Consider the following 22482-nt stretch of genomic DNA (forward strand, 5'->3'; position numbering starts at 1 on the left):
GTTACTCATAATATATTCAATAAGTATTAAAGATATGTAGTATAGTTGCTATTATGTACATCCTTACTTAGATGCAAATGTTGTTTTTCCTTGGAGTCGGTATGAAAAAAGTGTTAACTGCAGCAAGTTTGTTTGTAGCGAGTGCGTTGCTGTCACCTGTACAAGCAATGGATTATCCATTACCAGATAGCAATACACGTCTTATCGGGGAAAACTCAACGTATGTTGTCCCTAATGATGGTCGTTCGTTAGAAATGATTGCCAGTGAGCATCAAATTGGATTGCTTGCAATGTTAGAAGCAAACCCTGGTACTGACCCTTATTTGCCTGAAGCGGGTAAAGAGCTGATTATCCCTTCACAGATGTTACTACCTTCAACACCGAGAAATGGTATTGTCCTTAACCTTGCTGAATTAAGACTTTATTACTACCCTGCGGGGAGTGATGAAGTCGTTGTTTATCCTATCGGTATTGGTCAATTAGGGCGTGATACACCAGAAATGGTGACATCAATTAGCCAATTAATTAAAGACCCAACATGGACACCAACGGCAAACATCCGTAAAAACTATGCGAAAGAAGGTATTACATTACCCGCTGTGGTTCCTGCGGGGCCAGAAAACCCAATGGGCTTATATGCGTTGCGTTTATCTTATGGTCGTGGTGAATATCTGATCCACGGTACTAACGCGGATTTTGGTATTGGGATGCGTGTTAGCTCTGGTTGTATTCGTTTGCGCCCTGATGATATCGAAGCTTTATTTAAAACGGTTCCTAAAGGAACGCGTGTTCAGGTTGTGAACCAACCAGTTAAATATTCTAAAGAGCCTGATGGTAGCTACTATATTGAAGTGCATCAACCATTATCTAAAAAGCCAAGTGATGATCCACAGACAATGCCAATCGCTCTGAGTGATGATTTTAAACGTTTTTTAGAAAACGAAGAAGTCGATAAGGATTTGGTGGAAAAAGAGCTAGCAAGACGTTCAGGGCTACCTGTTAAGGTCAATAAAGGGCAAGGTACTGAAGCACAATCTCAGTATGAGCCTGAATATGCTACTAGTGAGCATCAACAGGATGAGCGTTCTAATGAGCAAGGTAAATATCCAGAGCTTAAACCAATCGACTCTTTCACCATTTCTCAGCCACAGCCTGTCTATAACGAACCCAAAAATCAATAAGCAAAAAATAAGGGCCTAAGATTAGGCCCTTCATAAACAGATGAGTTAAAGAAAATAGCTTTAACTCATTATCAGCTCAAACTTACTTTTTGTAAGAACGAACTTGGTTGTCAAGACGTTGGTTAGCACGAGCTGCTTCTTGTTGCGCAGTTTGTACTTCAGCACGGATAGTCTGAACATCGTTGCTCAGTTGATCAACTTTGCCATTCAGAGTTTGCACGTCTGAAGACAGTTTTTGTACTTCAGTGCTGTTAGAAGAACAACCCGCCAGTAATGCTGAAGCTAATACGATAGAGCCCAGTACAATTTTAGTACGAATCATTATTTTTACCCTCTAGATAGATTTATCTTGAAAATATAAAAGTAAGCTACCAACAAATAGATATCAGACAGTCATTCTACATCTACTTATCCCATATGAACAATTTTATGCATTTATGGAATGGCACTCACTTAGTCTTATGCTAGTACTTAATTTCCGTTTTTGCTAGAAATACTTTACGCCAGACAGTAGGAAAAATAAGAAAAAATTTAATTTTTAACTCTCAAGGCTATTATTTAATCAAATCAGTTGCATTCTGAGATATAAGTCTAATATAGCAAATGAATATTAGATTGCAATAAAGTCATCAATTGAAAAATTCTCTAATGAAAGCATTTTATGTTAAGTCTAAAATAGTGCTTTTGTTTCACTTCATATAGTGAGTTTAACTTAAGTAAAAGTGATGGCGATTTATTGATTGGATAAAAATCGGTAAGAGCAATGTATTGAATTTCTGATCAAAAAAAGCGAGAACCTTCAGATAGGTTCCCGCTTTCATTAGATATCTACTCGCGATACTTCGGTTAAACAGAAGATGTGGTTATTATAATACGTGTACTGAAGAGGTGTTTGTCGTACCGCTTGGCACTAATGCACCAGAAACCATGACAATCGCATCACCTTCTTTTGCTAAACCACTGTTCAGTGCTGCGCGTTTACCTTCACGGTAAAAATCATCAGTAGAAGTAAAACCACCCACCATCATTGGTACAACACCTTTGACTAATAACAGCTGGCGTGCTGTTTCTTCATTAGTGGTTAAAGCTAAAATTGGTGCTGTTGGGAAGTATTTGCGTACTGATTTTGCTGATTTACCACCGAAAGTCGCAACCACAATCAGAGGAACATCTAATTTTTCAGACATTTCAACTGCGCCACGGCAAACCGCTTCAGTCACGCGTAGGCGTTGACCAGGTTTTTGACTATCAATACGTGATGGCATCACACGGTCGGTACGCTCACAGATTGTTGCCATAATGGTAACAGCTTCGATTGGATATTTACCTTTAGCACTTTCGCCAGATAGCATAACAGCATCTGTTCCATCGATGATAGCATTAGCAACATCGCCTGCTTCTGCGCGGGTAGGGCGTGGGTTTTTGATCATAGAATCTAACATTTGTGTTGCAGTAATAACCACTTTACGTGCAGCAACACATTTTTCAATCATCATTTTTTGGGCAAAAATAACTTCTTCAACTGGGATTTCAACCCCTAAGTCACCACGAGCAACCATGATGCCATCTGAAGCTTCTAATATTTCATCAAAGTTATTTAAGCCTTCTTGGTTTTCGATTTTAGAAATAATTTGAATGTTTTCGCCACCGTGTTTTTTCAGGTGTGCGCGAATTTCTTCAACATCAGAGCGTTTACGAATAAAAGAGGCAGCGACAAAATCAACACCTTGCTCACAACCAAAGACTAAGTCTTCTTTGTCTTTGTCTGCTAGGGCAGGTAAACCAATCGAAACACCCGGTAAGTTAACACCTTTTTTCTCACCTAAGTCACCGTTATTTAAGACTTCACAAATCACTTCTGTGGCAGTGACGTCTTTGACTTTCATGCCAATAAGGCCATCATCGACTAAAACGGTATCGCCTGCGTTGAGATCTGAAGTTAAACCTGCATAGGTGACTGCAACTTTATCTTTATTACCAATCACTGAAGTATCAGTGGTAAAAGTGAAAGTTTGGCCTGCAACGAGAGAAACGTCATTACCGCCTTCAAGTTTCATGGTGCGGATTTCTGGGCCTTTAGTATCAAGTAAGATAGCCGCTTGTTTGCCTGTTCTCGCACAGACTGCGCGTAGGTTCTTAATGCGTTGACCATGCTCTTCATAGTCACCGTGAGAGAAGTTAAGACGCATGACATTCATGCCTGCATCAAGAAGTTGACTTAATTTTTCTTCTGATTCGGTTTTTGGGCCGATGGTACAAACAATTTTAGTTTTTTTCATGGCAGTCTATCTAAAGGTTATAAAAGAAATCGGTATTGTCGCCGGATCCAATGAGGCACATTAACACTGTAGTGTTGCGCAACGTATTGTAGTAAGAATAGGCGACAGTCTGGTATTTAATACAATTATGTTGTGAATCAGATCGCATATTTTATTGTAATCATTGTTGTTATGACCTAATGCACTAATGCTAACTTACTGATTTGTTTCTAGTGAAACCTTTCAGCTTGTGCGCTTATTATAGACAACAAAAAACTGTGAGACAAATCAAATTTTGAAAAATTGAGTAATAGGCAATGCAGATCAAAATAAATGACGATTTATGATGAGTGAGTTGCGCAACAATAAAGAAGTATTGAAAAACCAGTATTAGGGGGTAAAACGCATTGAAATAAGAGAAAATTCTAGAATGGTGCGTCCGAGTAGACTCGAACTACCGACCCCCACCATGTCAAGGTGGTGCTCTAACCAACTGAGCTACGGACGCATTGTGATTTTGTTGACGTTGTGAAATGGTGCGTCCGAGTAGACTCGAACTACCGACCCCCACCATGTCAAGGTGGTGCTCTAACCAACTGAGCTACGGACGCATTATGATTTCGTTGACGTTATGAAATGGTGCGTCCGAGTAGACTCGAACTACCGACCCCCACCATGTCAAGGTGGTGCTCTAACCAACTGAGCTACGGACGCGCTTCAAAACTGTCAGGGTGACAACGGGAACGAATATTAACGTCCTGTCGCCGTTCTGGCAAGGGGAAAATGTATTTTCGTGATAGTTTGCTCGTATTTACAGCGACTAAGCGAAAAATACATCTCCCTGACCCATTAACCTGCTGATTATTCGTTCGATTAACGTGTTGAACGTAATAAAACGAGACTGTCAGATTGCCTATGGATCCACCAAATACGCCCAGCCATACCGATAGCAGAAGCACTAAGACCAACAATAAAGCCAATCCAAAAGCCTTGAGGGCCCATTGGTTGGACAACTAGATCAGTTAAAGCTAGGACATAGCCAATGGGTAATCCTAAAAGCCAGTAAGCGGTAAAAGTAATAAAGAAAATAGAACGCGTATCTTTATAACCTCGTAGAATACCTGCACCAATGACCTGCACTGAGTCTGAAAGTTGATAAATTGCTGCAAATAGCATCAAACTTGATGCTAATACTACAACTTCAGGATTTTTGTTGTACATCAGCGCAATAGGTTCACGCAAAGTTGCAGTGATAATGGCTGTTAACGAAGCGAGTAGCAAACCAACTGCCAAGCTAGTATAGGATGATACTTTTGCCGCTTCAGTTGATTGTTGCCCCAGGTTATAACCTACGCGAATGGTTGCCGCGATACCTAATGATAGTGGGAACATAAACATCACCGAACTAAAGTTCAATGCGACTTGATGCCCTGCGACAGCAACTACTCCTAGTGGTGCAACCAATAATGCAACGATGGCAAATAAGGTGACTTCAAAAAATAATGCCAACCCGATAGGTGCACCTAAAACAAAAATACGCTTCAGAATGAGTGGATTAGGGGCAGCGAAACGCTGTTTTGTCATAATATCACGCTGTGAAGGTGCTTTTCTAACATACCAGCGCATCAGTATGCACATCACCCAGTAAACGGATGCAGTTGCGACACCACAACCCACGCCACCTAATGCAGGAGCGCCAAAATGCCCATAGATAAAGATATAGTTGATAGGGATATTCACCATTAAACCGAGGAAGCCGATAACCATGCCCGGTTTAGTTTTTGATAACCCTTCACACTGACTACGATAAACTTGATAAAATAAATAACCTGGGGCACCCCACATAATGGCATGCAAGAAACGCACGGATTTATCTGCCAATTCAGCATTAATGTGTGGCATATTGCCGATAATAAGCTTGCTATTATAAAGTAAAAATATTACGCCAAGCGATAAGAAGAATGCTAACCACAGCCCCTGCTGCACTTGATTACCAATTAAATTACGGCGGCCTGAGCCATTCATTTGTGCGACAATAGGCGTCAGTGCCATTAAAAGGCCTTGGCCAAAAAGAATAGCTGGTAACCAGATAGAAAACCCGACTGCAACCGCTGACATCTCAATTTCACTGACACTACCTGCCATAACTGTATCCACAAAACCCATCGCAGTTTGTGAAAATTGGGCAAGAATGATCGGAATGCCGAGAGCAAGCAAGCTACGCGCTTCTGTAAAATATTTCTGCACGCATACACCTTTAGAGTAATAAATGCTAATAAAAAGAATATAAAGAAAGAAATGCCAATGAATTACGATAAATCAAATACTTATTGTTAACATTATATTCTAACTCTTTTAATAGTATTAGCCAATGACTCTGAAGGATGAATTTCAAACAAAGGCATTTATGGACATGTAAAGCGCGAAAAATCGACTAATTATCGCTATCAACAAACCACTCAAATCAGATAGATCTCTCAAAAATGTCAGGTAAACTGAGTCTATCAATTCAAACTACTGAGAATCATTATGTTTACAGGTATTGTTCAGGGCACGGCCCCAATTATTGAAGTTACAGAAAGAGCCAACTTTCGTACCCATGTAATGAAATTTACGCCAGAACTGTTAGTTGGTTTAGAGACCGGTGCTTCTGTTGCACATAATGGTTGCTGTTTAACAGTCACTAAAATCGAAGGTGAACAGGTCAGTTTTGATTTAATTAAGGAAACACTTAGGCTGACCAACCTTGGTGAACTACAAGTTGGTGATGTGGTTAATATCGAAAGAGCGGCTAAGTATGGTGATGAAATTGGCGGTCATGTCGTTTCAGGGCACATTGTTACCACTGCTGAGATCAGTAAGATCTTCACTTCAGAAGATAATCATCAAATTTGGTTGTCTATTTATGACAAATCATTGATGAAATATATTTTGCATAAAGGGTTTGTTGCAATTGATGGTATCAGTTTAACGGTCGGTGATGTAATTAATAATCGTTTTTGTGTGCACTTGATCCCTGAAACGTTAGCAAGGACTACATTAGGGGCAAAACGTTTAGGTGATAAAGTCAATATTGAGATTGACCCGCAAACTCAAGCGATAGTTGATACTGTAGAGCGTATGTTATTGCAAAAAGAGCAAGAGAAAAAAGCGCAGCAAGCCGTGTCACAAGAGAGTGACGTTTAACGTTACTCACTAAAAAATGCTATAGCACCCGTATTATCGCGGTGTTATAGCATTTAAAAGTTGGGGGGGTAGGGCAAGCCCTGTGTGCTATATATTTACTGATAGATATTGATCCTATACCTATCACTAATTTGTTTAGTTAAACACTTTGCTGGTAATTTTCGCTGAAGTTAATTGAAATGCTGGCATTATCACGTTCAATCGCTTCGACTAAACGTTTAAAATGTTCTGATTTCTTATGCATTTCAAGGGCAGCAGTACTCTCCCATTCTTCAAAAACGATATAACCATCTTCTTTAGTAATAAGGTCATATTTGATGCATCCTTGCTCACGTCGACTTAATTTTGCTAAATCTTTGATGATGTCTTTAGTTAAAAATCCGTTTTTATTTTCCGTTGTGATCTGTGCATATACAACAATACTCATTCCGTTCTCCTTATGTGTATTGAGAACTATCTTAAAGTTTGCTTAGCGATTGTATTGTAAAAAAACGAATAATCGGACTTTAAGAATGCGGATGGGGTCATCGTAAAATATCGTTTAAAATCACGGTAGAAGTGAGATTGGTCATAATAACCCGTTTCTAGCCAACGGTAGGTATCCTGTTCTTTCAACATGGCTTTAAGTAATTGTTCTAAACGGCAATTAATCTGATATCTTTTAGGTGTGATGCCATATTCTTTCAGAAATTCTTTTTGTATAAAACGTGCGCTATATCCCATTTCATCGGCGACATCAGTGATCTTTTTAGTGGGGTTGCGATAAAGAATATTGAGAATTTCATCAATTAATTGAGGCTGCTTCAATGACTTAGTATGAAGAAAGCACTCTAATAATCCTTTAAAAGATGAGCTAGCCAAATCTTGATACCAAGGGTCTTGCCAAATATCAGCTAGGGCAGTTGGCTTATCAGTGTATGATAAGGTTCGTTCTGGGAGCAAAAAACGCACTGCATCATGACGAACACGTAGTACCATTAACTTAGCATTGTTCGGTTGAGCGGTAAAAGTATCAATTCGAGGGATAACCAGTTGGTATTTACTGGTTTTGGTATGGTTTTCTGTCGACAAACTTAACTCTTTGGATGAAATCCAAATCTCCGCGCCAGTACCCGGAAATACTTTTATCGGTACCGTAAATTTCTTCAGGATTAAAACTGAACTGATAAAACCATTCAATTCAGCAGGCGGATAGTACTGTTTGAGCATAGTTCACTCATAATGAGTTATGTGATTAACCCATGATAACGATTTTTAAGGGAAAAACTAATTAAAATAATATTTATGGAGATTTAAGGCGCCATATAAAAATATATACGCGTTATATTTCAAGTTGCAGGTTTGTTGACTGTGCTCAGTTATGCGAATCACATAGTTTATCTATGCACTACCTACCTGCATCTCGAATTATTCAGTGTATAGCACCTTAAATTAAATACGAATTACCGTGGAACGCGTATTCCACCTTTAGCACCTTTAGGGCTCCAAAGAATTTGCCATAATTGAATATCCCTAGCTCTAAATGCGCCAGCACATGAATTTAAATAGTAAGTAAACATGCGCTTGAAGCGAGGGGTATAATTACCACTAAGTTCAGGCCAACTATCTAAAAACCGCTGATACCATGCCATTAATGTTTTATCATAATCAGAGCCAAAATTATGCCAATCTTCCATAACAAATTTGCCTTCACTGGATTGGCCAATATTCTCAATAGAAGGGAGTACCCCATTTGGGAAAATATATTTGCCAATCCATGAGTCGACATTCACTTTATTTTTATTTGAGCCAATAGTGTGTAATAAAAACAAACCATCATCTTTAATGTTTTTACGTGCTACATCAAAATAAGTCGAATAGTTTTTAGGGCCTACATGCTCAAACATACCGACAGAAACGATACGATCAAACTTATCATTTAATTCACGGTAGTCTTGTAAAATAATATTAACGTCCAGCCCACTACAACGTTCTTGAGCTAATTTTTGTTGCTCTTTAGAAATAGTAACACCAGTCACTGAAGCGCCATAATAGCGTGCAGCATAAGCGCTAAGTCCACCCCAGCCACAACCAATATCAAGTAGACGCATGCCCGGTTCTATTTGTAGCTTCCGGCAGATTAAATCTAATTTATTAATTTGCGCTTGCTCAAGTGTGGTTGCTTCATTCCAATAGCCGCAAGAATATTGCATATAAGGGTCTAACATTAGGGTAAAAAGATCATTACCTAAGTCATAGTGTTCTTCCCCTACAATCCAAGAACGCTTTTGAGTTTGCAAATTTCTTAGGCGCGCCATCGCGACTTTCATTATATCGGTAAGGTTATTGGGTAATTTAGTGTCAAGCTTGGCGTGTAATACTTTATAGAAAAATAGATCAAGACGCTCGCAATCCCACCAGCCATCCATATAACTCTCACCGAGACCAAGAGAGCCTTTTTGCAAAACTCTTTTAAAGAAATCGGTATTATGTACTTGAATATCAAATGGGCGTGAACCGTTTACTTCGATGCCTGCTTGGCTTAATAACGATTCTGCAATTCTTTGCCAATTTGAAACTTTACTTTTGGTTTCATCTACACAAGTGCTCATATGCTCTCCAACTTGAGATGAAGGTTTTTGAGATAGAATTCCAACTTGCTGAAAGTGTAGGAGCTGCGAAGAAATAGCTTCGCAAAGACAGGGCTTGACTAATACCGGAAAGCCCTGATTACAGTATTAACTCAAAAATCACTTCGGACTAACTACTCTCCGAGTATAGAAGTGATATTTTTATTTAACAATGGCGAAAAATGTCACTTTAGGCAAAAAAGTAGAATTTAGAGTAAATACGCATAATTAGAGTTTCTAATAATGTCTAGAAGATCTGATAAAGAGTATCAAGTTAGGATTTTTCACTAAAATCAGCCACTAAAATGCAGTGGCTGATAAAAAAACAGTTATTGAGGCTGGTATTCAGAGGTTTTTTCGGTGGATTTAGAATGATCTTTTGTATACTGCATAAAATAACCGATAACCATCGGAATGATTGTTACAGCCATGACACCTGTGGTGGCTAATAGTGGGTCAAAAGGTAGTGCTGAGACTAATAAACTAGCTAAAAAACATAATCCAAGTTGCAATGAATTCTGTAAAGCGGCTGCTTTACCACTGGCTTGTGGGTAAGCATTCAATGCTTTAGATACCGCTATTGGATAAGATGCACCATTCATGGCCGCCATAAAACAAAATGGAATTAATATCATGGTGAGTGTAGGCGTAGTATAAATAGCCATTAAAAATAAAATAGCCATACTGATTGCATAGCCCACCAACAATAATGGAAATAACACATCAGCACGTATTTTGATTAAGACAAAGCGACAGCCATATCCACCGACAATAAATGCTAATGTTTGCGGGATATAACTCAAACCAATATCTGCTGGGTTAAAACCCATATTGCGCAAAATAAAAGGTGACCCTGTCAGCCAAGCAAAGAAACCTGCACTACAAGAGGCATAAATTAAAACATTACCACTAAAAATACGTGAGCCTAGTAAAGTGAAAAAGGAAATTGGTTTATTTTCTGTTTCGTCAGTAGTGATGGTTTTTGGTGTCACTTTTTTCAACAACAGTGTTGGGATTAATAATAAAATACCTACAGCCATTAAAACGACAAAAATAATTTCCCAATCGTAGTGCTCTAGTACCCATGCACCTAATAATGGTGCTAAAGCAGGTGATAGGGCAACTAAAGGCATAATTGAAGCAAATACTTTTTGAGTGCTTGCTGCGTCATAACGGTCAATGACTAGTGCTTGCCAAAGAACAGCTGCACTACAAACCCCTACCGCTTGTAAGAAACGCAAGATCAGTAACTGCGTTGCGTCTGTTACCCAAAGAATGCCGAGGCAACTGAATATAAACAGCGATAAACCAGCAATTAAGATTGGCTTGCGGCCAAGTTTGTCAGAGAGTGGTCCCCATAGTAGCTGTGCGAAGGCAAAACCCGCTAAGAAGATGCTTAAGGAAGCGCTAATTGCGCCTTCGGTGGTGTTTAACGTGGTTTGCATTGAGCCAAATGCAGGTAGATACATATCGATGGCTAAAAACCCTAACATACTCAATCCAGCAAGGTAGAGCATAAAGCTTGGGGAGTTTTTCGTCACAGTATTTGTCATGGCAGCTTACTTTCTAGAATTTACAAAATTGTTAACAGATGCACTATTGTATAGGCTGTATTTTTACATTGTGAAACGGTAATATTTGGATCCTGCTATCAAATTTTTTGAAAGGTATAGTTATGTGGTCAGCGCATGCACTAGAAGTGATTGATGCGGTTGCAAGAACGGGGAGTTTTAGTGGTGCCGCCGAGGAGCTACATCGCGTTCCATCTGCAATTAGCTATACAGTTAAACAAGTAGAGGAATGGCTTGCTGTACCGATATTTGAACGTCGTCACCGAGATGTGATATTGACGGAAGCAGGCGAGATATTTATCAAGCAAGGTCGCTCAGTTATCAAAAAAATGGCACAGACACGTCATCAGTGCCAACAGGCGGCAAATGGCTGGAGAGGGCAATTTAGCATAGCTGTGGATTGTATTGTTAAACCTCAGCGGACGCAGCAATTGATCTTAGATTTTTATCGTCATTTCCCTGATATTGAATTATATATTCACCCTGAAGTCTTTAATGGCGTGTGGGATGCTTTGGCGGATGGTCGTGTTGACGTGGCAATTGGTGCAACGCGGGCTTCCCCTATTGGCGAACGTTACAGTTTTCGAGATATGGGGTTTATGTCATGGTGGTGTGTCGCCGCGCCGAATCACCCATTAGCACAATTTGAAGGGAAGCTAGCGGATGACCAGATGCGTGATTATCCAAGCTTATGTCTTGAAGACACCTCAAGGAGCCTCCCCAAAAGAGATACATGGGCGTTAGATAACCAGCGTCGCCTTGTCGTGCCTTATTGGGAAGATGGCATGGCCTGCCTTGTTAATGAACTGTGTGTTGGAATGGTTCCTGAACATCGAGCAGCTCCTTATTGTGCAGAAGGTAAATTGATTCCACTACAACTGTCGCAACCTTTTCCGCCAAGCCCTTGTTGCTTAACGTGGGTTGAAAAGAATACATCACCAGCGTTGAGTTGGTTGCTTGAATACCTTGGCGACAGTGAAACTCTCAACGCTGAGTGGTTAGCGCCATAATAATTAGCGGCGATAATCGATATATGGCCCATCAGCTACAGAACGGCGCTCGACTAAACGTGGGTGTACTTCAATGGTTTGTGCATCTTCACGTTTATTGACGATACGGTCGAGTAGCATAGTAAAAGCCATTTGGCCTAGGCGTTCTTTTGGTTGGTGGATAGTCGTGAGAGCAGGGGTAAAATAGCGTGCATTACGTACGTTATCATAGCCAATGATCGAAATATCTTGTGGAACGCGCAGCCCCATCTCATCAGCAGCACAAATAGCACCCATAGCCATAATATCACCGCCACAAAAAACAGCAGTTGGTTTTTGCTTATTACTCAAGATCTGCATCATGGCTTTATAGCCTGATTCTGGCTCGAAATCCCCTTGAACAATCCACTCATCACGTAAAGTGACTTTGGCTTCTTCCATGGCTTTTTGGAAGCCAGTGAGACGACCAATACCGGTGTTTCGTTCAAGTGAACCGGGGATCACACCGATATCTCGGTGGCCTCGGTCAATCAAATACCGACCTGCAAGGTAGCCACCATGAAATGAATTATCAATAATACTATCAGTAAAGTCACCGCGTGATGTTCCCCAATCCATGACCACCATTGGAATATTGCGGTAATCCTCTAACATATTAATGAGTTTTTCTGGGTACTCAGAGCACATTACTAGAAGGCCATCAACACGTTTTTGAGCAAGCATTTGCAGGTAGGCTTGTTGTTTGCCTAAGTTATTATGTGAGTTACAAAGAATAAGGGTGTAACCTTTTTCATAACAACTGTTTTCCACGGACTCAATAACTTCTGCGAAATAAGGGGCTTCGCTCGATGTGGCAAGTAACCCAATCGATTTGGTATGGTTAACTTTCAAACTACGAGCAACAGCACTTGGCGAATAGTTGAGTTCTTTTATCGCGGCCCAAACAGCAGCCTTAGTATCATCGGCTACGAAGCGCGTTTTATTAATTACATGGGATACGGTTGTGGTGGAGACACTAGCGCGCTTCGCCACATCTTTAATCGTTGCCATGGGGGAAAAAAACTCCTGACCAATAATCGGTCTTGTTATGAATACTTATTAAAAATTACCAGCATATTGAGGCATAGTCGTTTAACTGGCAATAATTTAGCGATTTGTTATGGATTTTGTCTGATCTAGCGCAAAAACAAAAGAAATAATTGATGTTATAACCTGTGATATAGACACTGGTTTTTATAAATCGTCATGTCATACTTATTTAACCTTATACAATATAGGGTCAAATGGCGGGTTAACTGTTCGTTATGATGAGAGGAACTCATGGATACAGATTTTAAATTCGGATTATTGGCAGCAATAGGTTCTTTGGCAGTGATCATCGCATTTGCGGTACATATTTTTTAGTTTTGCCTTTTAGTCATCAAAGGTAAGATCACAAAGGGCGAGCATCGCTCGCCCTTGATGTTGATAAAATCAATTAAGCGAGATTTTCTTCAACAAATTTCCAGTTCACGAGTGACCAAAAGTTTTCTAAATATTTTGGACGCGCGTTACGGTAATCAATATAGTAAGCATGTTCCCAAATATCAACAGTCAGCACAGGCTTATCATCACCAGAGATTGGTGTTGCTGCGTTAGAGGTGTTAACAATAGCTAAGTTACCATCCGCTTTTTTCACTAACCAAGTCCAACCCGCACCAAAGTTTTTGATTGCTGCATCAGTGAATTGTTGCTTGAATTCAGCGAATGAGCCAAAGGCTTTGTTGATAGCATCAGCAACTTTGCCTGTTGGTTCGCCGCCTGCATTTGGCGCTAAACAGTGCCAATAAAAAGTGTGGTTCCACACTTGTGCGGCATTGTTAAAAATACCTGCATCCGAAGTCTTAATGATTTCTTCTAAGGATTTACCTTCGAAAGCCGTACCTTTTACTAGGTTGTTTAGGTTAACAACATAAGTATTGTGGTGTTTACCATAGTGGTACTCTAAAGTTTCTTCAGAAATATAAGGTTCTAAAGCATTTTTAGCATAAGGTAGAGCGGGTAGTTCAAATGACATTGCGTACTCCTTGTTTGCGTTTTAAACAATACGTATGGGTATGATGCTCGAAATTGAGCGAATAATTATTTTTCAATCATGCACGTAATAAGTGGTGTGCAGTATGTATTATTTTCTAGCCATTATAGCATTATACCACATCAAAAATGTGGGCATGTGTGTCATCGTATTATATTAACAAACTAAACATATAAATACATAGAAAAATCATAGGGATAATAAATTTCAAAAATCTATAAATGAGTTTGTTAGAATAAAGTTAATTTAAGTTAATTGTCTTTAAAAGACTGCAATAGAAAAAATGCCTTTTTCTATTTGAGGGTGCTATAGTAATGCCCCTGTAAAACTGGCATATTGTATGAAACAATATGCAGTCATCTTTTCGGTCAAATATTCTCGCTTAGTAACAATTGCCATTTGCAATTGTTTACTGACTGCAAAACCAGCACCCAAGTTTTAAGGAAGTAAAAATGACGACAATTGAAAGAATCGAACGCCAAATTAAAGAAAACCCAATTCTGCTGTATATGAAAGGCTCTCCTAAGCTTCCTAGCTGTGGTTTTTCTGCTCAGGCAGTTCAAGCATTATCTGCTTGCGGTGAACGTTTCGCTTATGTCGATATTCTGCAAAATCCAGATATCCGTGCAGAGTTACCAAAATATGCTAATTGGCCAACTTTCCCGCAACTGTGGGTTGACGGTGAATTAGTGGGTGGTTGTGACATCATCATGGAAATGTATCAGCGTGGTGAGTTACAAGCACTGATCAAAGAAACGGCTGATAAATACCGCTCAGCTGATGAAGCGAATGCAGAGTAATTTCTTCATTAGGCCCTAAATAATAAAAAAAACCGTATTAGCCGTTGATCGGCTAATACGGTTTTTTTGTACCAAAAGGTTAAACGATTATTCTTGTTCGGCTAATGGCCACCCACCTAACTTCTTCCATTTATTGACTAATTCACAGAAAAGTAAAGCGGTACGGTTAGTATCATAGAGCGCCCCGTGGGCTTGTTTACCATCGAAAGGGATCCCAGCAGTAACACAGGCTTTCGCTAAGATGGTTTGACCGAAAACTAAACCACTGAGTGCTGCAGTATCAAAGGTTGCAAATGGGTGGAAAGGGTTGCGTTTTAGGCCTGCACGCTCAGCAGCATTCATTACAAAGCTATGATCAAACGTTGCATTGTGAGCCACTATAATGGCACGATTACAGTCGGTATTTTTCATGCCTTTGCGTATCATTTTAAAAATAGCATGGAGCGCATCATATTCACTGACAGCTCCACGTAGCGGGTTTGCTGGATCAATTCCTGTAAACGCTAAGGCTGTAGGCTCTAAATTTGCACCTTCGAATGGCTCGACGTGAAAATGGAGTGTTTCATCAGGCGATAACCAACCTTCTTTATCCATTTTTAAGGTAATGGCAGCGATCTCAAGTAGGCCATCAGTTTTGGCATTGAACCCACCGGTTTCAACATCAATGACAACAGGGTAGTAACCCCTGAAGCGACTAACCAGTGCGTTAGGATTATTTTTATCAGACATTAGACATTCATATTAGAGTTTCTGGTTGTTGGTTATTATGCCAAATCCAGTGAAATTTTGCATATGCTCGTCATATTTCAAGTTACAGCGCTTTTTTAAGCTATTATAGCTGGTGCGGTTATGCGTTCTTTAATGCTTCTCGCTGCATCTTGAATTATTGAGAGTATAAAACTAGGCAGTAATATTTATTGCCTAGTAATTAAAAGCTTGAATTGATTAGTTACCAAGACCTTTACTTGCGCTTTTATTTTCAATCAATTCAATTTTATAGCCATCAGGATCTTCAACAAAAGCAATAATAGTACTACCACCTTTGACTGGGCCTGCTTCGCGGGTCACATTTCCCCCTGCATGACGAATATCTTCACAGGTTTGAGCGACGTTATCGACACCGAGAGCAATATGGCCATAGGCTGTGCCTAGTTCGTAGTTATCAACTCCCCAATTATAGGTGAGCTCAATAACAGCACCTTCACTTTCATCACTGTAACCAACGAACGCTAATGAATATTTATACTCAGGATTTTCACTAGTACGCAGTACTCGCATGCCTAACACCTTAGTATAAAAATCAATTGAACGTTGCATATCCGTCACACGTAACATGGTATGTAGTAAGCGCATAGAAGACCCCTTAAAAGTAACTGAGTGAAACTGAATCATTTTAACGATTAATATAACGTATCTTTACACTTGAGCACAACGAAATGGGTTTATACTCTTAATGTCTTTAGGTTGCAGTATTGTTAATTAAACTGACATCTCGTTACCTGTACATTTTTCCATCATTTGGTTGCACTCGAATTATTTGGCTTGTTTTTACTGAGTAAATGATAGATATAATCACATTTATGGAGTATATCATTGTTTAATGTTTATCGTTAGGTGGTATCAACATGGCGGAGCAACTCGAGTTTTTTGAAATTCAAAGCCCTTGTCGCGGAATATGTCAAACTAACGAGCAAGGCTACTGCCGAGGTTGCTATCGCTCTCGTGAGGAACGTTTTAACTGGTTAAGATTTACAGACCCCCAAAAGCGTAATATTTTGCGTTTATGTCGTCAGCGTTATATTCGTTCACTTGCGATGAAAAAACAGCAAGAGGATCCGCCATCAGCACAACAAGAGCTGTTTTAGTCAATATTCATGTATTCAGGATATCTGCTTTTTCATCTATTGAATATCTGTCAAATCGATTTAGCGTGATCTTAATTAAGTAATTAAGTAATTAAGTAATTAAGTAATTAAGTAATTAATTAATTTAGAATAGTTAATGTTTGTTTACATTCTTCAATTAAATTTCATTTATTCAAAATAATGATTAAATGGATATGATATAGCCTAAAATGACATAATTTTAAGATTAACTATATTTTATTGTTTTTAAAGGATTAATTGAGGGTTGCCATTTTTATTGTTAATTGTAATTACTATGAGGGTTAAAATAGATAGATTTGAAACAGGAGTAAGGCTATTCTTATTAACAAGATAATTGATAGTTTACGCGAGTAAATAAAATGGTTTTTAATATATAAAACGAGTGAATTTAGTTAGTGACTGATATCACAAATCAAATGATTGACTGTTACTATAAATAGGTATTTATCATGGTTTTTTTTAATAATTAGTTGTCATAGCAAGAAGGAGTTAATATATAATTTAAAATATAATTTATAACTTGTATATTTGTTAAGCCAAATAGTATTGTATAAGGAGGGAACATTGGAGTCACAAATAGGAACTGATTTATCGCGTGTTGTTCGTATGTGGAGATCATTGATTGACCATCGTTTGAAACCGCTTAAATTAACACAGACACATTGGATTACTTTACATAATATTAGCCAGTTACCACCGGAGCAGTCGCAAATTCAGCTTGCAAAAGCGATTGGTATTGAGCAGCCGTCATTAGTCCGAACACTTGATCAGTTAGAGGAAAAGAAACTCATTTCTCGGCATACTTGTGTTAATGATCGACGTGCAAAGAGAATCAAACTTACTGATGAGTCTGAGCCATTTATTAAAACTGTGGATGAAGTTATCGATAATACACGTAAAGAAATTCTAGGTAATATCACTGCAGATGAGCTTGGGCAGTTATCATTACTACTTTTAAAATTAGAGAAAAATATCTCTCGTTTACAAGGAGACTTATAATAATAAAATATCGATGAACTATGTGTACTATTCAAATTTAAATTATTTTGACAGGTTAATTATTTATTTTGTTGATGACATTTTTCTTTTGATTTTTGTCAAATAGATTGATTTTATTTTCAATTATTAATTTGGTTTATTATTTAATGATGAATCGTTAATGATTTAACTGGTTTGTTGGATATAAATGGTTATTGAAGGTTAAAAATCGTGAAGTTCACGAAAATATGATATTTCAGATTAGCCATTTTCTGAGGGATAAGTAAACACAGCAAATATGAATACCAAAAATTTAATTAACAATTGATATATGCAGTTTATTATATTTCAATTGATTATGAAGCTCTACACTCTAATTACATTGCTATTAGCTAGGGGCAAATGAGTCATTCGCTAAGGTCATATAAGAATATATGAAAAAATGCGGGTAAATCAGTCAGTAAAGTGGTAGCTGATCTATGAAGGTGTTAAAAAGAGTCTCACATAATCCAAACTAACAACGTATGTTCACCGGGAGTGCCCGGTGAACATATTCTAATATTAGCGAGGTGAAACGGTAACTGTGCCACCACTATTAGCAATCATGACGCGTTGGCCAGAACGGAAAACACTTGGGTCTTGTTTCTGAACAACAACAATATTTTTACCGCTATCAAGGCGGATTTCTAACTGCACACCTTGGCTCTTATTCAGCGCACCTTGAGCTTGTTGGCCAGCTAAGCCACCAGCAATTGCCCCTGCGGCCGTTGCAAGTGTTTTACCAGTGCCGCCACCAACAGTGTTACCTAATAAGCCACCTAAAACTGCACCGCCAATTGCACCAATGACGTTTTCATCATCACCTGCTTGGATAGTGACAGGGCGAGCATTAAGTATTGTACCGTAAGTAACAGTTTGTACTTGTTTTGCATCTTTAGCTGAAATAGTATCACCAGAAAGTGTACTAGTATTGACACAGCCAGATAACACCGTGACTGCAACAACACCAACAAAAACTTTCTTAAGCATAATTACTCCTATGAGACTGGCTGTCTGTGGCAATAACGTAGTATGAATAGTTTTTATAACTACCATAGTAAGTATGTCTTTAAGTTATGCCAAGTTTAAACGGTTATCAGACTACTGATTCTGATTTAAACGGAGCATAAACACTAGGTAAAATATCTCAAAGTAGGAAATATTTCCTAATGTAAGGCACACTATGTTAAATACTTCTCTTAAATAAATTCACGAGATAATCATCATTCGATGCACATCGCACAAAAAGTATTCTCTTAATATCAAACGACCCTGCACAAGCGTATTGATAAATATCTTAGCCTGATAATTATACTATAAATTATAATTAACGAGATGGGTATTGGTGCGCAAAAATAAATGACATCACCAAGTATTTTCGCTCTAGTCTTTATTATTTGCTTATCCGCTTTTTTTCTGCGAGCCAGCACGAGAAATTTTAATGTTTTGTTGACAAAGCTACCTATCAAAGCACAATCTTTTGAAGCCGAATAATCTTTATGCTCTGAATAAAATGGCATATAGCTAAGCAAGCAGCAGAGTATATGAAACCTTAAGGAACAGTGATGATGATAAAGTCCGGTCGTTATATAGGGATTATGTCTGGAACCAGTTTAGATGGGGTTGATGTTGTTTTGGCTGCGATTAGTGATAAATTTGTTGCTGAGCAAGCGAGTGTGAGTATTGGTTTTCCTGTTGAACTTAAGAAAAGGGTACTTAATATTTGCCAAGGCCAAGAAACCACACTATCTGAAGTCGGTAAGATAGACCGTGAACTTGGCTCACTCTATGCGCAGGCCGTGGAGCAGTTATTAGCTGAAACAGGAGTGGCAGCAAAAGACATCATTGCAATTGGTTGTCATGGACAAACGGTTTGGCATGAGCCGGATGGGGAACAGCCTTTTACCATGCAGCTTGGTGACAACAATCGTGTAGCTGCATTAACAGGGATCACGACGGTTGGGGATTTTAGACGGCGGGACATGGCTTATGGTGGGCAAGGGGCTCCGCTCGTGCCTGCATTTCATTTAGCAGTATTAGGCCATCCAACAGAAAAACGAGTGATCTTAAATATCGGTGGAATATCCAATATCACAGCATTATTTCCAGGAACATATGTTAAAGGCTATGACACAGGTCCCGGTAATATGTTGATGGATACGTGGGTATGGCGACATAAACAATTACCGTATGATGAAAATGGTGATTGGGCCAGTTTTGGTGTGGTTAATCAGCTTTTGCTTAAAAATATGCTACGTGATCCTTATTTTAGACGTGCTGCCCCGAAGAGTACTGGGCGCGAATATTTTAACATGCAATGGCTAGATCACCAGCTATCTGGTTTTGAAGAGGTTTCTCCTGTAGATGTGCAAGCAACGTTATGTGAATTAACAGCGATTTCAATTACAGAACAAATTTTGCTCTGTGGTGGTTGTGAGCGCCTGATCGTGTGTGGTGGTGGTGGAAAAAATACATTTCTTATGCAACGTCTTGCAGCATTGCTACCGGGAACCGAAGTGGGTGTGAGTGACAAATATGGGTTAAGTGGTGATGATATGGAAGCCTTGGCTTTTGCTTGGCTTGCTGCAAGAACTATCGCGAACTTATCAGGTAATCTTGCATCTGTAACTGGTGCTGAACGTGAAACGGTTCTTGGTGCTATTTACCCTGCCAATACTGATGAAAAATGATGGTGTTAAGGAAATAGAAATACGATGAACGAGGCACAAAATCAAGAATTGGCTGCATTGCGCCGTGAATATACTCAGGGCGGGCTGCGTAGAGCTGATTTAACAGCAGATCCTCTCGACTTATTTGAAAAGTGGCTAAAACAAGCATGTGAGGCCAACTTGAGTGATCCAACAGCAATGTGTGTTGCTACCGTTGATGAAACTGGTCAGCCTTATCAACGCATTGTCTTATTAAAACACTTTGATGAAAAAGGTTTAGTATTTTATACCAACATGGGTAGCCGTAAAGCGCAGCATTTGGAGAAAAACAACAAGGTAAGCTTACACTTTCCTTGGTACCCTCTGGAGCGGCAGGTTAACTTTTTGGGGGTTGCGGAGCGTTTAAACCCGATCGAAGTGGTAAAATATTTTCATAGTCGTCCTAAAGATAGCCAGATCGCCGCTTGGGCATCACAGCAATCATCACGCATTTCAGCTCGTAGTATTCTCGAAGGTAAATTTTTGGAGCTCAAGCAAAAATTCCAAAATGGTGAAGTGCCATTACCGAGTTTTTGGGGCGGCTTTCGCGTGGTCTTTAATAGTGTTGAGTTTTGGCAAGGCGGTGCAAATCGATTGCATGATCGCTTTATCTATCAACGTGAAGGGGATGGTTGGAAAATTGATAGGTTAGCGCCATAATAAAACGTTTTTTTAACTGGCACTTAAAAGCTATGCGCTTTATGCTATAGCTTCGCTTACGAAAACTGACAAGCTATGTTCACGCAGCCATCAATAAATAGGGCTCGTGGCGCTTTTAATAAAAATAGATAGACAAAATACAACTGATGGAGTCATTGATGTCTAGCAATAACCTGATTAAACAATTGCAAGAGCGGGGCCTCGTTGCCCAGGTAACGGATGAGGATGCGTTAGCAGAGAGACTGGCGCAAGGCCCTATCTCTCTCTATTGTGGCTTTGATCCTACCGCTGACAGCTTGCACTTGGGGCATCTGGTTCCCTTGCTGTGTTTAAAACGATTCCAACTAGCCGGGCACAGGCCTGTGGCGTTGGTCGGTGGCGCAACGGGTCTGATTGGTGATCCAAGTTTTAAAGCCTCTGAGCGTAAATTAAATACCGCAGAGACCGTTCAAGAATGGGTAGCAAAAATCCGTAATCAAGTTTCACCTTTCCTGAGTTTTGATTGTGGTGATAACAGTGCAACACTGGCCAACAACTATGATTGGTTTGGTAAAATGGATGTACTGACTTTCTTACGTGATATCGGTAAACATTTCTCTGTTAATCAGATGATCAATAAAGAAGCGGTTAAACAGCGTTTAAATCGTGATGATGTTGGTATTTCGTTTACTGAATTTGCTTATAACCTACTGCAAGGTTACGACTTTGCGAATCTGAATAAAGAACATGGTGTTGAGTTGCAAATTGGTGGTTCAGACCAATGGGGTAACATCACATCAGGCATTGACCTGACTCGTCGTTTACATCAAAACCAAGTCTTTGGTATGACTGTACCATTGATCACTAAAGCAGATGGAACCAAGTTTGGTAAAACCGAAGGTGGGGCAGTATGGCTTGATCCTAAGAAAACTAGCCCCTACAAATTTTACCAGTTCTGGATTAATACCGCGGACGCTGATGTTTATCGTTTCTTGAAGTTCTTCACCTTTATGGAATTAAGTGAAATTAATGCCCTTGAAGAAGAAGATAAAAACAGCGGCAAGGCACCTCGTGCACAGTACGTTTTAGCTGAAAATGTAACTCGATTAGTTCATGGCGATGAAGGGTTAGCTGCGGCGCGCCGTATTACTGAAAGTCTCTTCTCTGGCGCAGTATCTGATTTGACTGAAGCCGATTTCGAACAGCTAGCACAAGATGGTATGCCATGTATTACTCTTGAGTCAGGCGCTGATTTACAGCAAGCGCTCGTTGATTCAGAGTTAGCGCCTTCTCGTGGTCAGGCTAGAACGGCAATTAGCTCAAATGCGGTTGCGGTGAATGGTCAAAAACAAACTGATCCTATGTATGTGTTTACAGATGCAGATCGTTTATTTGGGCGTTTCACCCTGATCCGTCGTGGTAAGAAAAACGACTGCTTGATCAACTGGAAATAGCTCTGAATAACCATGGTGATATTGGCCCGAAATTTTTTCGGGCCATGTCTAGTCATTGTACTGATTGTTCCAGTATTGCTAAAAGGCTCACGGTGAGAACAAGCATTTTT

General features: G+C 39.4%; 22 protein-coding genes and 3 tRNA genes. 10 read left to right on the top strand and 15 right to left on the bottom strand.

All coding sequences use genetic code 11. The features are described 5' to 3' along the window. Positions 1 to 101 precede the first annotated feature (101 nt). Complete coding sequence (locus tag AC3Z9T_RS11100; RefSeq protein WP_490126188.1) at positions 102 to 1181, top strand: L,D-transpeptidase family protein; 1080 nt, start codon at positions 102 to 104, stop codon at positions 1179 to 1181. An 82-nt stretch (positions 1182 to 1263) separates the two neighbouring features. On the opposite strand, the gene AC3Z9T_RS11105 is transcribed toward AC3Z9T_RS11100, so the two are convergent. The 6 genes from AC3Z9T_RS11105 to AC3Z9T_RS11130 all read right to left on the bottom strand — a co-directional run bounded on the left by AC3Z9T_RS11105 (position 1264) and on the right by AC3Z9T_RS11130 (position 5686). Continuing rightward, positions 1264 to 1503, bottom strand: a complete 240-nt coding sequence (locus tag AC3Z9T_RS11105; RefSeq protein ID WP_070929757.1) for a major outer membrane lipoprotein — start codon at positions 1501 to 1503, stop codon at positions 1264 to 1266. 544 nt (positions 1504 to 2047) lie between these two features. Next, positions 2048 to 3460 (bottom strand): pyruvate kinase PykF, encoded by a 1413-nt coding sequence (pykF, locus tag AC3Z9T_RS11110; protein WP_490126189.1) that lies wholly within the window; start codon positions 3458 to 3460, stop codon positions 2048 to 2050. Positions 3461 to 3870: 410 nt separating this feature from the next. After that, positions 3871 to 3947 (bottom strand) — tRNA-Val (locus AC3Z9T_RS11115). 26 nt (positions 3948 to 3973) lie between these two features. Then, a tRNA-Val gene (locus AC3Z9T_RS11120) sits at positions 3974 to 4050 on the bottom strand. Positions 4051 to 4076: 26 nt separating this feature from the next. Next, positions 4077 to 4153, bottom strand: a tRNA-Val gene (locus AC3Z9T_RS11125). Between the two features lie 159 nt (positions 4154 to 4312). Further along, positions 4313 to 5686: an MATE family efflux transporter gene (locus tag AC3Z9T_RS11130; RefSeq protein WP_490126190.1), complete on the bottom strand. Its 1374-nt coding sequence runs from the start codon at positions 5684 to 5686 to the stop codon at positions 4313 to 4315. A 282-nt stretch (positions 5687 to 5968) separates the two neighbouring features. Here AC3Z9T_RS11130 and AC3Z9T_RS11135 point away from each other — a divergent pair, with 282 nt between their 5' ends. Continuing rightward, positions 5969 to 6625, top strand: a complete 657-nt coding sequence (locus AC3Z9T_RS11135; protein ID WP_490126191.1) for a riboflavin synthase subunit alpha — start codon at positions 5969 to 5971, stop codon at positions 6623 to 6625. Positions 6626 to 6764: 139 nt separating this feature from the next. Here AC3Z9T_RS11135 and AC3Z9T_RS11140 read toward each other — a convergent pair whose 3' ends face one another. The 4 genes from AC3Z9T_RS11140 to punC all read right to left on the bottom strand — a co-directional run bounded on the left by AC3Z9T_RS11140 (position 6765) and on the right by punC (position 10787). Next, positions 6765 to 7052, bottom strand: coding sequence for a putative quinol monooxygenase (locus AC3Z9T_RS11140; protein ID WP_490126192.1), 288 nt, complete (start codon positions 7050 to 7052; stop codon positions 6765 to 6767). A gap of 26 nt (positions 7053 to 7078) precedes the next feature. After that, positions 7079 to 7834 (bottom strand): helix-turn-helix transcriptional regulator, encoded by a 756-nt coding sequence (locus AC3Z9T_RS11145; RefSeq protein ID WP_490126193.1) that lies wholly within the window; start codon positions 7832 to 7834, stop codon positions 7079 to 7081. Between the two features lie 233 nt (positions 7835 to 8067). After that, entirely contained in the window at positions 8068 to 9216 is a 1149-nt protein-coding gene (gene cfa, locus AC3Z9T_RS11150) for a cyclopropane fatty acyl phospholipid synthase (protein ID WP_490126194.1), read from the bottom strand. Between the two features lie 347 nt (positions 9217 to 9563). Beyond that, positions 9564 to 10787 carry a purine nucleoside transporter PunC gene (punC, locus tag AC3Z9T_RS11155; RefSeq protein ID WP_490126195.1) on the bottom strand — a complete coding sequence of 408 codons (1224 nt, stop codon included), beginning with the start codon at positions 10785 to 10787 and terminating at the stop codon, positions 9564 to 9566. A gap of 122 nt (positions 10788 to 10909) precedes the next feature. Between punC and punR the strand changes: the two genes are divergently transcribed. Next, the gene (gene punR, locus AC3Z9T_RS11160; protein WP_490126196.1) at positions 10910 to 11815 is read left to right on the top strand and encodes a DNA-binding transcriptional activator PunR; all 906 of its coding nucleotides are present in this window, start codon (positions 10910 to 10912) and stop codon (positions 11813 to 11815) included. A gap of 3 nt (positions 11816 to 11818) precedes the next feature. On the opposite strand, the gene purR is transcribed toward punR, so the two are convergent. After that, complete coding sequence (gene purR, locus AC3Z9T_RS11165) at positions 11819 to 12844, bottom strand: HTH-type transcriptional repressor PurR (protein WP_490126197.1); 1026 nt, start codon at positions 12842 to 12844, stop codon at positions 11819 to 11821. A 270-nt stretch (positions 12845 to 13114) separates the two neighbouring features. Here purR and cydH point away from each other — a divergent pair, with 270 nt between their 5' ends. After that, on the top strand, positions 13115 to 13198 hold the full coding sequence (cydH, locus tag AC3Z9T_RS11170) for a cytochrome bd-I oxidase subunit CydH (protein ID WP_490126279.1): 84 nt from the start codon (positions 13115 to 13117) through the stop codon (positions 13196 to 13198). A 73-nt stretch (positions 13199 to 13271) separates the two neighbouring features. Here cydH and sodB read toward each other — a convergent pair whose 3' ends face one another. Then, a complete protein-coding gene (sodB, locus tag AC3Z9T_RS11175) occupies positions 13272 to 13850 on the bottom strand; it encodes a superoxide dismutase [Fe] (protein WP_490126198.1) in 579 nt (192 codons plus the stop codon). A 470-nt stretch (positions 13851 to 14320) separates the two neighbouring features. On the opposite strand from sodB, the gene AC3Z9T_RS11180 reads away from it, so the two are divergent. Continuing rightward, positions 14321 to 14668 carry a Grx4 family monothiol glutaredoxin gene (locus tag AC3Z9T_RS11180; protein WP_490126199.1) on the top strand — a complete coding sequence of 116 codons (348 nt, stop codon included), beginning with the start codon at positions 14321 to 14323 and terminating at the stop codon, positions 14666 to 14668. An 87-nt stretch (positions 14669 to 14755) separates the two neighbouring features. Here AC3Z9T_RS11180 and rnt read toward each other — a convergent pair whose 3' ends face one another. Continuing rightward, positions 14756 to 15397 (bottom strand): ribonuclease T, encoded by a 642-nt coding sequence (gene rnt / locus AC3Z9T_RS11185; protein WP_490126200.1) that lies wholly within the window; start codon positions 15395 to 15397, stop codon positions 14756 to 14758. Positions 15398 to 15613: 216 nt separating this feature from the next. Continuing rightward, positions 15614 to 16021: a lactoylglutathione lyase gene (gloA, locus tag AC3Z9T_RS11190; protein ID WP_490126201.1), complete on the bottom strand. Its 408-nt coding sequence runs from the start codon at positions 16019 to 16021 to the stop codon at positions 15614 to 15616. A 272-nt stretch (positions 16022 to 16293) separates the two neighbouring features. Between gloA and AC3Z9T_RS11195 the strand changes: the two genes are divergently transcribed. Further along, the gene (locus AC3Z9T_RS11195) at positions 16294 to 16533 is read left to right on the top strand and encodes a DUF1289 domain-containing protein (RefSeq protein ID WP_490126202.1); all 240 of its coding nucleotides are present in this window, start codon (positions 16294 to 16296) and stop codon (positions 16531 to 16533) included. Positions 16534 to 17118: 585 nt separating this feature from the next. Beyond that, complete coding sequence (gene slyA / locus AC3Z9T_RS11200; RefSeq protein WP_070929742.1) at positions 17119 to 17553, top strand: transcriptional regulator SlyA; 435 nt, start codon at positions 17119 to 17121, stop codon at positions 17551 to 17553. A 540-nt stretch (positions 17554 to 18093) separates the two neighbouring features. Here slyA and AC3Z9T_RS11205 read toward each other — a convergent pair. Continuing rightward, the gene (locus tag AC3Z9T_RS11205; protein WP_490126203.1) at positions 18094 to 18561 is read right to left on the bottom strand and encodes an outer membrane lipoprotein; all 468 of its coding nucleotides are present in this window, start codon (positions 18559 to 18561) and stop codon (positions 18094 to 18096) included. 578 nt (positions 18562 to 19139) lie between these two features. Between AC3Z9T_RS11205 and anmK the strand changes: the two genes are divergently transcribed. The 3 genes from anmK (at position 19140) to tyrS (ending at position 22372) form a co-directional block, all read left to right on the top strand. After that, positions 19140 to 20261 (top strand): anhydro-N-acetylmuramic acid kinase, encoded by a 1122-nt coding sequence (gene anmK / locus AC3Z9T_RS11210; RefSeq protein WP_490126280.1) that lies wholly within the window; start codon positions 19140 to 19142, stop codon positions 20259 to 20261. A 24-nt stretch (positions 20262 to 20285) separates the two neighbouring features. Beyond that, positions 20286 to 20939 carry a pyridoxamine 5'-phosphate oxidase gene (gene pdxH / locus AC3Z9T_RS11215; RefSeq protein ID WP_490126204.1) on the top strand — a complete coding sequence of 218 codons (654 nt, stop codon included), beginning with the start codon at positions 20286 to 20288 and terminating at the stop codon, positions 20937 to 20939. 158 nt (positions 20940 to 21097) lie between these two features. Then, positions 21098 to 22372 (top strand): tyrosine--tRNA ligase, encoded by a 1275-nt coding sequence (tyrS, locus tag AC3Z9T_RS11220; protein WP_490126205.1) that lies wholly within the window; start codon positions 21098 to 21100, stop codon positions 22370 to 22372. The last annotated feature ends 110 nt before the right edge of the window (positions 22373 to 22482 follow it).

It is taken from the genome of Providencia sp. 6390 (assembly GCF_058148425.1).